Raw genomic sequence first — 14,484 nt, 5'->3', positions numbered from 1 at the left:
TCCCGGTCGGGATGTATCAGCGTCCGCGCGGCGCACCCAAGAGGTGCGCCGCGCGGACGTCTTTGTAGCAAGGTGTATCGGATTCGCGCCGGATGTCACCGGATGTGACCCGGCTTTGGCAATGCGGGCAGGGCGCCTATGATCTTGAGATTGCCCATCTGCCTGAGTGCGGGCGTCTGCGCCCCGGCATCCGGACTATTCTTCAGAAAACCCAGGAGGACCACGACCCATGATCACTGTCGGTTCCCGCGTCCCTGACGCCACGCTGCAGGAATTCTTCGAAACCGAAGGCAACGGCTGTGCCCTCGGCCCCAATGCCTTCAAGGTGGCGGACCTGGTCCGCGGCCGCAAGATCGTGGTGTTTGGCCTGCCCGGCGCTTTCACGCCGACCTGCTCGGCCAAGCATGTGCCGGGCTTTGTGCAGCACGCCGCGGCGCTGCGCGAGGCCGGCGTCGATGAGGTCTGGTGCGTGTCGGTCAACGACGCCTTCGTGATGGGCGCCTGGGGCCGTGAGCAGCAGGCGGCCGGCACGGTGCGCATGATGGCCGACGGCAGCGCCGAGTGGACCCGCGCGCTGGGCCTGGACCAGGACCTGACCGCGCGCGGCATGGGCGTGCGCTCCAAGCGCTACGCGATGGTGGTCGACGACGGCGTCGTCACCCGGCTCGACGTCGAGGCACCGGGCGAATTCCGCGTCAGCAGCGCCGAGGCAGTGCTGACGGCGTTGCGTGGCTGACACAGTCATCCGGGTAAACGTGGATAATACGCAACTTGTTAAGGGAGTGTTAACAGCCGGAAACAAAACCCGGCTGCAGCGCCCCTGAGGTGGTGGTAAAATCCCTTAATCAGAAAAGCTGCCCGATAGATTTTTATAATAGTTGAGGCTGTCATGCTCAAACAGCGCACGATTAAATCCCTGGTGAAGACGGTTGGCATCGGCCTGCACTCGGGACGCAAGGTCACGCTGACCCTGCGTCCCGCGCCGGCCGATACCGGCATCGTCTTTACCCGCGTCGACCTGCCCGAGGCCGTCGAGATTCCCGTGGCCGCGTCGGCCATCGGCGACACGCGCCTGGCGTCGGTGCTGCAGAAGGATGGCGCGCGCGTTTCGACCGTCGAGCACCTGATGTCGGCCTGTGCCGGCCTGGGCATCGACAACCTCTATGTCGATGTCGACGCCGAGGAAATCCCGATCATGGACGGCAGCGCCGCGTCCTTCGTGTTCCTGCTGCAGTCGGCCGGGATCGAGGAGCAGAACGCGCTGAAGACCTTTATCCGCGTCAAGAAGCCGGTGGAAGTGCGCGAGGGAGACAAGCTGGCGCGGCTGGAGCCGTTCTTCGGCTTCAAGCTGTCGTTCACCATCGACTTCCGCCACCCGGCGGTCGACAAGACCGGCCAGACCTTCTCGATCGACTTTGCCGACACCAGCTACGTGCGCGAGATTGCCCGCGCCCGCACCTTCGGTTTTGCGCACGAGGTGGAAGCCCTGCGCGAGATGGGCCTGGCGCGCGGCGGCAGCCTGGACAACGCGATCGTGCTGGACGAGCACCGCATGCTCAACAATGAAGAGCTGCGCTACGGCGACGAGTTCGTGCGCCACAAGATCCTGGATGCGATCGGCGACCTGTATGTGGTGGGCCATCCGCTGATCGGCGCCTATGTGGCGAACAAGTCGGGCCACGGCCTGAACAATCAGTTGCTGCGTGCATTGCTGGCCGACCAGGAAGCCTACGAGCTGGTCACCTTCGACCGCGTCGAGGAAGCCCCGGCCGCGTTCCTGCCGCAGGCGCAGCCGGCGTTTGCCTGATCCTGGCGAACTGGCGCAAAAAGAGCCGACCCTCGGGTCGGCTTTTTCGTGTTCGGCACCGGGCTAGCGGTGATGGGCGAGCAGGGTATTGAGCGCGTCGCGCAGCGGCGAGTCCGGCAGGCTGCGCGCCAGCTGGTCGAGGTTGGCGAGTCCCGTGGGCGTCATGCGGCCGCCGGTGCGCTGGCGTTGCACGGGCTCCACTTCCCAGTCCGCGTGGCGCGACACCTCTGGCTGCACCCGCACCCGGATCGCGGTGATGTGCGAGCCGCGCTGTTGCAGCCGTGCCAGCAGCGTCGGCACCACCTGGCGCACGCGGGCAGCGGCGGCGCCGTGCGCGGCCAGCAACAGCAGCACCTGGGCGTTCGGGTCGCTGGCGTCACGCTTGACGCCGGCCACGGCCAAGCCGTCGCGCATGCCGGCGGGCAGCAGCGCCAGCACCTCGGCCTCAAGCACCGACAGCTGGCGCGCGGTCTGCATCAGCGTCGAAACCGGGCCGGCCTTGGCCAGCCAGTCGTTGAGCGGCTTGGCGGCGGGGGTTTTCAGGGCGTGGTGGGTGAAGCGGCGCATGCATCCATTCTAGCAAGGGCCGGCGGGTGCACGCCGGCCATGTCCGGATTGAAGCTGGCGCAACCACCCCAAACTGCGGCTGGCAAGCCCCGGGGACAATATTCACGCGGGTGCGGCGGGCCATGTGCAACGCGGTCCGGTGCCTGCCGGTCGTGACCCCGGCACATGATAAACTCGGCGTTTTGCGCCAATCTATCCATTACCGCGCCCGGCCGCCGGAGCAGCCCGCCTTCTCTGGGGATGCCGGCCCGGTTCCGCGCAGGTGAAAGCAATCGATGATCACGGGCCTTCTCAAGAAAGTCTTCGGCAGCCGCAATGAGCGGCTGATCAAACAATATCTCCGCACGGTGGCGCAGATCAATGCGCTGGAGCCGAAGTTCGAGCAGCTCTCGGACGACGAACTGCGCGGCATGACGGAGACCTTCCGGCAGCGCCACGCCGGCGGCGAATCGCTCGAGGCGCTGCTGCCCGAGGCCTTCGCCGTCTGCCGCGAGGCCAGCAAGCGTGTCATGAAGATGCGCCACTTCGACGTGCAGCTGATCGGCGGCATGGTGCTGAACGACAACAAGATCGCCGAAATGCGCACCGGCGAAGGCAAGACGCTGACCGCGACGCTGGCCGTGTACCTCAATGCCATCACCGGCCAGGGCGTGCACGTGGTGACCGTCAACGACTACCTGGCGCAGCGCGATGCCGAGTGGATGGGCCGGCTGTACAACTTCCTGGGCCTGTCGGTGGGCGTGAACCTGTCGCAGATGCCGCACGATGCCAAGCAGGCGGCGTACAACTCGGACATCACCTACGGCACCAACAACGAGTTCGGCTTCGACTACCTGCGCGACAACATGGTCTACGACCCGTCGCAGCGCGTGCAGCGCCCGCTCAACTACGCCATCGTCGATGAAGTGGACTCGATCCTGATCGACGAGGCCCGCACCCCGCTGATCATCTCCGGCCAGGCCGAGAACCAGACCGACCTGTACCAGCGCATGAACGGCATCCCCAAGCTGCTCGAGCGCCAGATCGGCGAGGAAAAGGCCGATGGCACCGGCGTCGAGAAGCCGGGCGACTACTACGTCGACGAGAAGGGCCACCAGGTCTACCTGACCGAAGCCGGCCACGAGAAGGCCGAAGAGATTCTGTCGCAGCAGGGCCTGATCAGCGAGGGCGAGTCGCTCTACGCGCCGCAGAACATCACGCTGATGCACCACCTGTACGCCGCCCTGCGCGCGCACAGCCTGTTCCATCGCGACCAGCACTACGTGGTGCAGAACGACGAAGTCGTGATCGTCGACGAGTTCACCGGCCGCCTGATGACCGGCCGCCGCTGGTCCGATGGCCTGCACCAGGCCGTGGAAGCCAAGGAAGGCGTCACCGTCCAGCAAGAGAACCAGACGCTGGCGACGATCACCTTCCAGAACTACTTCCGCATGTACAACAAGCTGGCCGGCATGACCGGCACGGCTGACACCGAAGCGTATGAGTTCCAGGAGATCTACGGCCTGGAAGTGGTGGTGATCCCGACCAACCGCCCGGCCCAGCGCAAGGACCAGCAGGACCAGATCTACAAGACCGGCACGGAACGCTACGACGCCGTGGTGCGCGATATCCGCGACTGCTACGAGCGTGGCCAGCCGGTGCTGGTGGGCACCACCTCGATCGAGACCTCGGAATACCTGTCGGGCCTGCTTGATCGCGAACAACTGCCGCACCAGGTGCTCAACGCCAAGCAGCACGCACGCGAAGCCGAGATCGTGGCCCAGGCCGGCCGCCCCAAGATGATCACCATTGCCACCAACATGGCCGGTCGCGGTACCGACATCGTGCTGGGCGGCAATGTGGAGAAGCAATCCGGCTTTATCGAGGCGGATCCGAACCTGCCTGACGCCGAGAAGGCCGCGCGCATCAAGCAGCTCGAGGATGAGTGGCATTCGCTGCACGAGCAGGTCAAGACCGCCGGCGGCCTGCATATCGTCGGCACCGAGCGCCATGAGTCGCGCCGTATCGACAACCAGTTGCGCGGCCGTGCCGGCCGCCAGGGCGACCCGGGTTCGTCGCGCTTCTACCTGTCGCTGGACGACCAGCTGCTGCGCATCTTCGCCGGCGACCGCGTGCGCGCCATCATGGAACGCCTGAAGATGCCCGAGGGCGAGCCGATCGAGGCCGGCATCGTCACGCGCTCGATCGAGTCGGCGCAGCGCAAGGTCGAAGGCCGCAACTTCGATATCCGCAAGCAGCTGCTGCAGTACGACGACGTCGCCAACGACCAGCGCAAGGAAATCTACAAGCTGCGCAACGACGTGCTGGAAGCCCAGGATGTCGGCGACATGGTGACCAACCTGCGCGAGAGCGTGCTGGTTGAGCTGTTCCGCGACCACGTGCCGGCCGACACCATGGAAGAGCAGTGGAACATCGCCGGCCTGGAAACGCGCCTGCGCGAGGACTGGGGCCTGGAAGTGCCGCTGGCGCAGACCATCGAGGGCGCGCAGAGCATCGAGGACGAAGAGCTGCTCAACCTGATCATGAAGGCGGCCGCGGAGCGCTACGACAGCAAGGTCGCGATGGTCGGCCGCGAGTCGTTCGCCGGCTTCGAGCGCTCGGTCATGCTGCAGAGCATCGACACGCACTGGCGCGAGCACCTGGCCGCGCTGGACCACCTGCGCCAGGGCATCCACCTGCGCGGCTATGCGCAGAAGGATCCCAAGCAGGAATACAAGCGCGAGTCGTTCGAGCTGTTCGCGCGTTTGCTGGACCTGATCAAGAGCGAAGTCACGCGCGTGACCTTCAACGTGCAGATCCAGTCGCCGGAAGAACTGGAGCAGGCTTCGGAAGAGATCGAGGAAGGCCTGTCGCACCTGGAGAACGTGCAGTACAAGCACGACGAGTTCGCCGAAGGGCGCGAGCCGGTCGAGGAAGCGCCGTCGCCGCGCACCGGTGCGGCCATGGCCGCCGCCGAGCTGGCGCTGGCGGGCATGCCCAAGGTCGGCCGCAACGATCCGTGCCCGTGCGGCTCGGGCAAGAAGTTCAAGCAGTGCCACGGCAGGCTCAGCTGAACTGAGCCCGGCCGGGTACCCGGCATGACGTCGTTCCCGCTGTGTGGGGAGTGACGCGAAAGGAAACGACATGCCCGCCCTCCGCGGGCATGTTCGTCTGATGACAAGCAAGTTGCGAGCAGAAGCCGCAAGCAGATAACGCAAGCAGGAAAGAGGAGTCCACATGCCCGTCAATCTTCCGCTGCCCCAGGCAGAGAACCTGAAATCCGTCGCCGGCGTGGAGCTGGGCTGGGCCGAGGCGGGCATCCGCAAGGCCAACCGCAAGGACGTGCTGGTGGTGCGCGTGGCCGAAGGCAGCACCGTGGCCGGCGTCTTCACCAGCAACCGCTTCTGCGCCGCGCCGGTGCAGGTCTGCCGTGAGCACCTTGCCGCTGGCAAGGGCATCCGCGCGCTGGTGGTCAACACCGGCAATGCCAACGCCGGCACCGGCGAGCCGGGCCTGGCCAATGCCCACGCCACCTGCGACGCGCTGGCCGCGCAACTGGGCATCGCCCCCGAGCAGGTGCTGCCGTTCTCGACCGGCGTGATCCTGGAGCCGCTGCCGGTGGATCGCCTGGTGGCCGGCCTGCCCGCCGCCATCGCCAACGCGAAGCCGGACAACTGGCTGGCCGCCGCCGAAGCCATCATGACCACCGACACGCAGCCCAAGGCCGCGTCGCGCACGGTGCAGATCGACGGCAAGACCGTGACGCTGTCGGGTATCAGCAAGGGCGCCGGCATGATCCGCCCGAACATGGCGACCATGCTCGGCTTTATCGCCATGGACGCCGCCGTGGCCCAGCCGGTGCTGCAGGCGCTGGTCTCCTACGCCGCCGACCACTCGTTCAACAGCATCACCATCGACGGCGATACCTCGACCAACGACTCGTTCGTGCTGATCGCCACGGGCAAGTCCGGCGCCGTGGTCGACCGCGCCGAAGGCCCGGCCTTCGAGGCGCTGCGCGACGCGGTGACCGCGCTGGCGCAAGAGCTGGCGCAGATGATCGTGCGCGACGGCGAGGGCGCCACCAAGCTGATGACCATCCGCGTCGAAGGCGGCAAGGACGTGGCCGAGTGCCGCCAGATCGCCTATGCGGTGGCGCACTCGCCGCTGGTCAAGACCGCGTTCTATGCGTCGGACCCCAACCTGGGCCGCATCCTGGCCGCGGTGGGCTACGCCGGCGTGAACGACCTCGACGTCGGCCGCGTCAACCTGTGGCTGGACGATGTCTGGGTGGCCCGCGACGGCGGCCGCAACCCCGACTACCGCGAAGAAGACGGCCAGCGCGTGATGAAGCAGGCCGAGATCACCGTGCGCATCGCGCTCGGCCGCGGCAAGGCCGAAGCGACGGTCTGGACCTGCGACCTGTCGCACGACTACGTGTCGATCAACGCCGACTACCGCTCCTGAGCCTTTCCGTCCTTCCCGTGTACGCGGGAAGGACATCGATTTCCCTGCCAGCCGATACCGCGCCCCTAGCGCGCCCCTGCCATGTCTGACCTTGCCGCCCGCCTCGACAACTTCCTCGCCCGACTCGAACAATGGCTGCCGCCGCAACTGAGCGACGCCGACTGGCAGGAGGCCGTGGCGTTCCGCTGGCGCAAGCGGCAGAGCCTGTTCGGCAATATCGGCTACCTGCAGCCGGTGCGCCAGCTGCCGCCGATCCACCTGGACGACCTGAAGAATATCGAGCGCCAGAAGGACGCCATCGTCGCCAACACGCGCCAGTTCGTGAACCAGCTGCCGGCCAACAACGTGCTGCTGACCGGCGCGCGCGGCACCGGCAAGTCGTCGCTGATCAAGGCCTGCCTCAATGCCTTCGTCAGGGACGGGCTGCGGCTGGTTGAGGTGGACAAGGATGACCTGGGCGACCTCGGCGATATCGTCGAACTGGTTGCGCAGCGTTCCGAGCGCTTCGTGATCTTCTGCGACGACTTGTCGTTCGAAGAGGGCGAGTCGGGCTACAAGTCGCTCAAGTCGGCGCTGGACGGCTCGGTGGCGGCGCAGTCGGACAACGTGCTGATCTACGCCACCTCCAACCGCCGGCACCTGCTGCCGGAGTACATGAAGGACAACGAAACCTACCGCCACACCGACGACGGCGAGATCCATCCCGGCGAAGTGGTGGAAGAGAAGATCTCGCTGTCCGAGCGCTTCGGGCTGTGGCTGTCTTTCTACCCGCCCAAGCAGGACGAGTACCTGGCCATCGTCGGCCACTGGCTCAGGCACTTTGGCTGCACCGACGAAGACATTGCCGCGGCGCGCGGCGACGCGCTGGTGTGGGCGCTGGAGCGCGGCTCGCGCTCGGGCCGCGTGGCGTGGCAATTTGCGCGCGACTGGGGCGGCAAGCATGGCAAGCCTTATATCGCCGACGTGGACGGCGACGCCAAGGCATGAGCGCGTCCATGCAAAGCCCCGCAGACACGGCCGGCAATCCTCCGCGCAAGGTCACCGAGGTCGCCGTGGGCGTGCTGGTGCAGCACGACGGACGCTTCCTGCTGGCGCAGCGCCCGGCCGGCAAGCCCTACGAGGGCTACTGGGAATTCCCCGGCGGCAAGCTGGAGCCCGGTGAGTCGGTGGAGGCAGCACTGGCCAGAGAACTCCATGAAGAGCTGGGCCTTGATGTAACGCAATGCGAGCGCTGGCACATCCTTGAACATGACTACCCGCACGCCTATGTGCGGCTGTACTTCTGCAAGGTCACGGCCTGGCGGGGCGATCCCGTCGGCCGCGAAGGCCAGGCCTTCTCCTGGCAGCAGACGCCCGTGACAGTCGGGCCGCTGCTGCCCGCCACCATCCCGGTGGTGGAATGGCTGGCCGAGGAAGCACGCGACAGCTGACCTTGCCATTGCCCGCGGCGCCCGCTCCTGCGCCGCAGTCCAAGGAAAGGAACTGCATGCTACGTGTCGATCGTATCGCCGACGACGTTTCCCTGCCTGAACTGACCCTGCGCGGCATCATCCTCGGTGCGCTGATCACGGTCGTGTTCACCGCCTCCAACATCTACCTGGGCCTGAAGGTCGGCCTGACCTTCTCGTCGGCGATCCCGGCGGCCGTGATCTCGATGGCCGTGTTGCGGCTCTTCCCCGGCGCCAACATCCTGGAAAACAACATGGTGCAGACGCAGGCCTCGGCCGCGGGCACCCTGTCGTCGATCATCTTTATCCTGCCGGGCCTGGTGATGCTGGGCCACTGGCAGGGCTTCCCATTCTGGCAGACGCTGGCGATCTGCGCGGCCGGCGGCATGCTGGGCGTGGTGTTCAGCATCCCGCTGCGCCACGCGATGGTGGTGCAGAGCGAGCTGCCCTACCCGGAGGGCGTGGCCGCGGCGGAAATCCTGCGCGTGGGCAGCGCCGTGCCGGACCAGGCCGCGCCGGGCCAGAAGCCCCAGGCGACCGGCCTGGCCGACCTGATGGCCGGCGGCCTGGTGGCGGGGCTGTTCAGCTTTGCCGCCGGCGGGCTGCGCCTGCTGGCCGAGGGCGCCAACTTCTGGCTGTCTGCCGGGGTCTCGGTGGTGCGGCTGTCGATGGGCTTCTCGCTGGCGCTGGTGGGCGCGGGCTACCTGGTCGGCATCGTCGGCGGGCTGGCCATGCTGCTCGGGCTGGTGCTGACCTGGGGCGTTGCGGTGCCGTGGCTGACGGCCATCACGCCGCGCCCGGACGGTGCCACGCTGTCGGCCTTCGGCACCATGGTGTGGAGCCAGCAGGCGCGCTTTATCGGCGCCGGCACCATCGGCATCGCCGCGATCTGGACGCTGCTGTCGCTGGCCGGGCCGATGCTGTACGGCATCCGTGCCTCTTTCGGCGCGCTGCAGGGCGGGCCGGCGGGGCAGGGCAAGATGCCGCGCACGCAGCAGGACATGCCGGCCAAGTGGATCGGGCTGGTGATGCTGGGGCTGCTGGCGGTGCTGGTGACGGTGTTCGCCTGGTTCCTCGCGCCGGCGCCGCTCGATGGCGGCGCGCGCTGGCGCCTGGTGATCTACGCGGTGGTGTTCGCGTTTATCTTCGGCTTCCTGGTGGCGGCGGCGTGCGGCTATATGGCGGGGCTGGTGGGCTCGTCGGCCAGCCCGATCTCGGGCATCGGCATCATCGCGGTGGTCCTGGTGTCGCTGCTGATCCTGCTGGCGGGCAAGGCCGACGGGCTGCTGGCCACGCCCGAGGGCAGCAAGTTCGCGATTGCGCTGGCGATCTTCACCACCTCGGCGGTGGTGGCGGTCGCGTCCATCGCCAATGACAACCTGCAGGACCTGAAGACCGGCTGGCTGGTCGGCGCCACGCCGTGGCGCCAGCAGGTGGCGCTGCTGATCGGCTGCGTGGTCGGCGCGGCGGTGATCCCGCCCGTGCTGGAGCTGCTCTACAGCGCCTATGGTTTTGCGGGCGCGCTGCCGCGTGCCGGCATGGACCCCAACCAGGCCCTGGCCGCGCCGCAGGCGACGCTGATGACCGCGATCGCCACCGGCATCTTCACCCACCAGCTCAACTGGGCCATGATCCTGATCGGCATCGGTCTGGGCGTGGTGCTGATCGCCATCGACGAGGTGCTGCGCCGCCGCCGCGGCGCGGCGCGGCTGCCGGTGCTGGCAGTGGGCATCGGCATCTACCTGCCGCCGACCATCAGCTCGGCGCTGGTGATGGGCGCGGTGCTGTCGTGGCTCCTGCTGCGCAGCGAACGCCGCCGCGCCACCGCGCGCGGCGACGACGTCAAGCTGGCGCTGGAACATGCCGAGCGGCGCGGCACGCTGCTGGCCTCGGGCCTGATCGTTGGGGAAAGCCTGGTCGGCGTGATGCTGGCCGCGGTGATCGGCCTGTCGGGCAAGGATGCGCCGCTGGCGCTGGTCGGGGCCGGGTTTGAAGCAACCGCGCAGTGGCTGGGCCTGGCGGTGTTCGCACTGGTGTGCGTGGGTTTCTACCGCCGCGTGCTGGCGGCGGCGCACTAAACCACGGGGGGCGTTGAAGGCGAGGGCGCTTCAGTCGTCCTCGTCTTCAGGCTGGTCGGCGGAGGTCTCGCCCGGCTTGCCGCCGATCACGTATTTCTCGGACGCCCAGGCGCCGAGATCAATCTGCTTGCAGCGCTCGGAACAGAAGGGGCGGAATTTGTTCTCGGGCACCCAGGCCACCTCGGTGCCGCAGGTGGGGCATTTGACGACAGCAGGCATAGCGTTCAGCGCAGGCTTCAGAAATTGCAGAGTTTCAGCAGGAACGGGATATCCGCATCGACCGAGCGCGGACGCAGGTCGCCGTCCTGCTGCGTGAATCGCACCCACAGCATGTACTTGTTGGCGCTCATCTCGGGGATGAAGGCCAGCAGCGAATCATCCAGCCAGACCTGCATCAGCTGGTAGCTGCGTCCGGACAGCATCTGCTGGTAGCTGCCGCCGGTGGCGATCACCTTGCCGCTCTGGCCGGCTTCGCGCAGCAGGCGCAGCACGATGGTGGTGCCCATGCGCAGCGACAGCAGCGGACGTACCCACTTCAGGATATCGGCGCGGCGGTCTTCGGCGGGGCGGTGCTGCCAGGCATAGTAGGCCGGCAGGTCGAACTCGCAGGTGCCGCCGGGGATGATCGCGCGGCTGCGGATGCTGGTCAGCCACTCGTTGTCGGCCAGCAGCTGGCCGGCCTTGCCCACGGTCTGGTTGAGCATGGCGATGCCTTGCTCGATCTCGCCGATGATGGCGTCCAGCGCCTCCTGGTCGATCTGCGGGCTGGCGCGCAGCGGCGCCAGTGCCTGGCGCTGGCGTTCCAGTTCCTTGATCAGGTCGGTCTTGAGGTCGGCACGGCCGGCCACGTCGATGATCTCGAACAGCGTGGTCAGCGCGACATGGTGCTGGTGGGCATGATCCTGGCCGAGAAAGTATTCCAGCCGATCGAACAGGTCCTCCAGGCGCAGGAGTGTCCTGATGCGTTCGTTGAAAGGGTATTCGTACAGAATCAAGTGCAATGTCCGTGCAGGGCGTCGGGCGCTTTCAGGAGCGGCCCGGTGCAGAATGAGGCCCGGGAAATGCCGGAAGGGGCGATATATGGCAGGCGGTTACCGGCAGTATGCGGTGATTTCCCCGCATATTCCAGCGCATTCTATGCGAGACAAGGGCCGAGGACAATGTCGCGTGCATGATGCAATGCGCTGGCGCGCCGGGTTGCGCGTTATGGATGGACCCTGGTCGCCGCCGACAGTTCACGATAGTAGCGGTCGAGCCGGTCGACCTGGTTCGCCAGTGCCTCCACCGGGCCGTCGTTGTCGATGACGTCGTCGGCACATGCCAGGCGCGCGGCGCGGGTGGCCTGTTTTGCCATGATGGCCTGCACCTGCTCGCGGCTGAAGCCGTTGCGCGACATCACGCGCGCCACCTGGGTGGTCTCGGTGCAGTCCACCACCAGCACGCGGCCCACGCGCTCGCGCCATGAGCCCGATTCCACCAGCAGCGGCACCACGTAGATCAGATAGGGATGCTCGCCGGCATCGCGGATCGCGTGGGCGCGCTCGGTGGTCAGCGCACGGATCAGCGGGTGGGTGATGGCTTCAAGCCGCGCCTTGGCTGCAGGGTCGGCAAACACCAGTGCGCGCATCGCGTCGCGGTCCATGGCGCCGTCGGGGCGCAGGCAGGCCGGGCCGAAGGCCTCGACCAGCGCCGGGATGGCGCGCCCGCCCGGGGCGGTGATCTCGTGCGCGAGCAGGTCGGTGTCGATGATCGCGGCACCGCGCGCGGCAAACATGTCGGCCACGCGGGTCTTGCCGCTGCCGATGCCGCCGGTCAGTCCGATTTCCAGCATGTGAGGTTCTGTTGACGATGTTGCCGCAACGATACCAGCTTCAGCGGATATCGTCGGACACCGTCATGGCCATGCAAACAGCGGCACCACGCCGGGGCCGAACAGCAGCACCACCACGCCGGCCAGCGCGATGAAGGGCCCGAACGGGAAGGGCGTGTCGCGTTCCTGGCGGCGCAGCGCAATATTGGCCAGCCCGAACAGCACGCCGACCACCGACGACAGCAGCACCAGCGCCGGCAGCGCCTGCCAGCCGAACCAGGCGCCCAGCGCCGCCATCAGCTTGAAGTCGCCAAAGCCCATGCCCTCCTTGCCGCGCACGAGCCGGAACAGCCAGTAGGCGCTCCACAGCACCAGGTAGCCGACTGCCGCGCCGATCACGGCGTCGGGCAGTGCCACGAACACGCCGCCCAGGTTCAGGAGCAGGCCCAGCCACAGCAGCGGCAGGGTGATCTGGTCCGGCAGCAGTTGCGTATCGGCATCGATCATGGTCAGCGCCAGCAGCGCCCACACCAGCACCAGCGCGGCCAGGGCCTGTCCGCCAGGGCCGAAGCGCCACGCCACCAGCGCGCTCAGCACGCCACAGACCAGCTCGACCAGCGGATAGCGCACACTGATCGGCGCCTTGCATGCCGAGCAGCGCCCGCGCAGGAACAGGTAGCTCAGCACCGGCACGTTCTCCCACGGTGCAATCGCGTGGCCGCAATGCGGGCAGGCCGAGCGCGGCACCATCAGGTTGTAGCGGCCGGGGTAGGGCAGCGGGTCGCCGCGCAGCTCGGCGATATAGTTGGCCTCGTCGCGCTCCATCATGCGCGGCATCCGGTGGATGACCACGTTGAGGAAGCTGCCGACCACCAGCCCGAGCAGCGCCGCGGCCGCCACCAAAAAGGAGGGCGGCAGCGCCGCCAGTGCCTCCACCAGCGGCGCGCTACCGGTGGAGGTCGACGAAGGGTAGGGAGAAGCAGACCACGCAGACAGCATCGCTTACACCACCTGTCCCAGCTTGAAGATCGGCAGGTACATCGCCACCACCATGCCGCCGATCAGCACACCCAGCACCACGATGATCAGCGGCTCGATCAGGCTGGAGATCGCGGCCACGGCATCGTCGACCTCGCGCTCGTAGAATTCGGCCACCTTCAGCAGCATGTTGTCCAGCGCGCCGGACTCCTCACCGATCTGCGTCATCTGCAGCACCATGTTGTCGAACACATGGGTGGCCTGCATCGCGTTGGTCAGGCTGGTGCCGATGCGCACCGATTGCTCGATCTCGCGCGTGGCGTCATAGTAGACCCAGTTGCCGGCCGCGCCGGCCACGGACTCCATCGACTCCACCAGCGGCGTGCCGGCGGCGAACATGGTGGCCAGCGTGCGGGTCCAGCGCGCGATCACGGCCTTGCGGAACAGGCTGCCGAAGATCGGCAGCTTCAGCAGCGCGCGGTCGGTGACGCGCTGCACCTTCTCCGATTTCTTCAGCGCGCGCAGGTAGAAGGAGATGCCGGCCACCGGCACCCCGATCACCAGGTACCAGTACTGGACAAAGAAGTCCGAGATGGCGATCACCATCAGCGTCGGCGCCGGCAGGTTGGCGCCGAAGCTGGAGAACACGCCCTTGAACGCCGGGATCACGAACAGCATCAGGATCACGGTCACGGCAAAGGCCACCGTCAGCACCGCGATCGGGTAGATCATCGCCGACTTGATCTGGCCTTTCAGCGCGATCGTCTTTTCCATGTAGAGCGACAGGCGCTCCAGCAGTGAGTCCAGGATACCGCCCTGTTCGCCGGCATCGATCAGGTTGCAGTACAGCGTATCGAAGTACTTCGGATGGCGCCGGAATGCCGCGGCCATGCTGCTGCCGGCCTCGATGTCGAAGCGGATGTCGGACAGCAGCTGGGTGAAGTTGGGGTTCACGTGCCCGCGCGCGATGATGTCGATCGACTGCAGCAGCGGAATGCCGGCCTTGAGCATGGTCGACAGCTGCCGGGTGAAGTAGGCGATGTCCTTCTCGGTGATCTTGCGCCCGCGCGCGGCCTTGCGCTTCTTCAGCTTGACGATGGTCAGGCCCTGCTTGCGCAGCGTGGCGGTGACCTCCGCCTGGTTCTCGGCGCGCAGCTCGCCGGTGAAGGTCTTGCCCTTGCGGTCCTTGCCTTCCCACTCAAAGATGTACTGGGTGGGTGCCTTGCGCCCCTTCCCTGATTTCGCCCGTGACGGTGCCGCCGTCCGGGCGCCCGCCGCTGGTGCACGCGTCGCCATGATATTGACCCCCGATGTAAATGACGCTTGTTCTGCGTCTTGTATTTACGTTGTGTC

At 66.9% G+C, this 14,484-nt stretch carries 13 protein-coding genes; 7 read left to right on the top strand and 6 right to left on the bottom strand.

Annotated elements, in window-relative coordinates; genetic code table 11:
- Window positions 1-229: 229 nt before the first annotated feature.
- Complete coding sequence (locus ACW4E8_RS25990; RefSeq protein ID WP_456807144.1) at window positions 230-736, top strand: redoxin family protein; 507 nt, start codon at window positions 230-232, stop codon at window positions 734-736.
- A 153-nt stretch (window positions 737-889) separates the two neighbouring features.
- Window positions 890-1,807, top strand: coding sequence for a UDP-3-O-acyl-N-acetylglucosamine deacetylase (gene lpxC / locus ACW4E8_RS25985; protein ID WP_035826759.1), 918 nt, complete (start codon window positions 890-892; stop codon window positions 1,805-1,807).
- A gap of 63 nt (window positions 1,808-1,870) precedes the next feature.
- Here the strand turns inward: lpxC and ACW4E8_RS25980 are convergent, their stop codons facing one another.
- A complete protein-coding gene (locus tag ACW4E8_RS25980; protein WP_456807143.1) occupies window positions 1,871-2,374 on the bottom strand; it encodes a hypothetical protein in 504 nt (167 codons plus the stop codon).
- Between the two features lie 275 nt (window positions 2,375-2,649).
- On the opposite strand from ACW4E8_RS25980, the gene secA reads away from it, so the two are divergent.
- From secA to ACW4E8_RS25955, 5 genes are all read left to right on the top strand, one after another.
- The gene (gene secA, locus ACW4E8_RS25975) at window positions 2,650-5,427 is read left to right on the top strand and encodes a preprotein translocase subunit SecA (RefSeq protein WP_456807142.1); all 2,778 of its coding nucleotides are present in this window, start codon (window positions 2,650-2,652) and stop codon (window positions 5,425-5,427) included.
- Between the two features lie 163 nt (window positions 5,428-5,590).
- The gene (argJ, locus tag ACW4E8_RS25970; RefSeq protein ID WP_456807141.1) at window positions 5,591-6,817 is read left to right on the top strand and encodes a bifunctional glutamate N-acetyltransferase/amino-acid acetyltransferase ArgJ; all 1,227 of its coding nucleotides are present in this window, start codon (window positions 5,591-5,593) and stop codon (window positions 6,815-6,817) included.
- 81 nt (window positions 6,818-6,898) lie between these two features.
- On the top strand, window positions 6,899-7,804 hold the full coding sequence (locus ACW4E8_RS25965) for an ATP-binding protein (RefSeq protein ID WP_456807140.1): 906 nt from the start codon (window positions 6,899-6,901) through the stop codon (window positions 7,802-7,804).
- Window positions 7,801-8,247: an NUDIX domain-containing protein gene (locus ACW4E8_RS25960; RefSeq protein ID WP_456807139.1), complete on the top strand. Its 447-nt coding sequence runs from the start codon at window positions 7,801-7,803 to the stop codon at window positions 8,245-8,247. The genes ACW4E8_RS25965 and ACW4E8_RS25960 overlap by 4 nt, the downstream gene beginning before the upstream one ends.
- A 56-nt stretch (window positions 8,248-8,303) precedes the next feature.
- Window positions 8,304-10,343: an OPT family oligopeptide transporter gene (locus ACW4E8_RS25955; protein WP_456807138.1), complete on the top strand. Its 2,040-nt coding sequence runs from the start codon at window positions 8,304-8,306 to the stop codon at window positions 10,341-10,343.
- Between the two features lie 30 nt (window positions 10,344-10,373).
- On the opposite strand, the gene ACW4E8_RS25950 is transcribed toward ACW4E8_RS25955, so the two are convergent.
- The 5 genes from ACW4E8_RS25950 to ACW4E8_RS25930 form a co-directional block, all read right to left on the bottom strand.
- Window positions 10,374-10,562 (bottom strand): DNA gyrase inhibitor YacG, encoded by a 189-nt coding sequence (locus tag ACW4E8_RS25950; RefSeq protein WP_456807137.1) that lies wholly within the window; start codon window positions 10,560-10,562, stop codon window positions 10,374-10,376.
- 17 nt (window positions 10,563-10,579) lie between these two features.
- Window positions 10,580-11,338, bottom strand: a complete 759-nt coding sequence (gene zapD, locus ACW4E8_RS25945) for a cell division protein ZapD (RefSeq protein ID WP_436222700.1) — start codon at window positions 11,336-11,338, stop codon at window positions 10,580-10,582.
- Between the two features lie 209 nt (window positions 11,339-11,547).
- Entirely contained in the window at window positions 11,548-12,174 is a 627-nt protein-coding gene (coaE, locus tag ACW4E8_RS25940; protein ID WP_456807136.1) for a dephospho-CoA kinase, read from the bottom strand.
- 63 nt (window positions 12,175-12,237) lie between these two features.
- Window positions 12,238-13,152 (bottom strand): prepilin peptidase, encoded by a 915-nt coding sequence (locus tag ACW4E8_RS25935; protein ID WP_456807135.1) that lies wholly within the window; start codon window positions 13,150-13,152, stop codon window positions 12,238-12,240.
- A gap of 3 nt (window positions 13,153-13,155) precedes the next feature.
- Window positions 13,156-14,427, bottom strand: a complete 1,272-nt coding sequence (locus ACW4E8_RS25930; RefSeq protein ID WP_035826784.1) for a type II secretion system F family protein — start codon at window positions 14,425-14,427, stop codon at window positions 13,156-13,158.
- Window positions 14,428-14,484 lie beyond the last annotated feature (57 nt).

It is taken from the genome of Cupriavidus sp. CP313, from assembly GCF_054072015.1.
The sequence above is the reverse complement of the archived record's forward strand: the minus strand, read 5'-3'. Positions and strand labels throughout refer to the sequence as shown.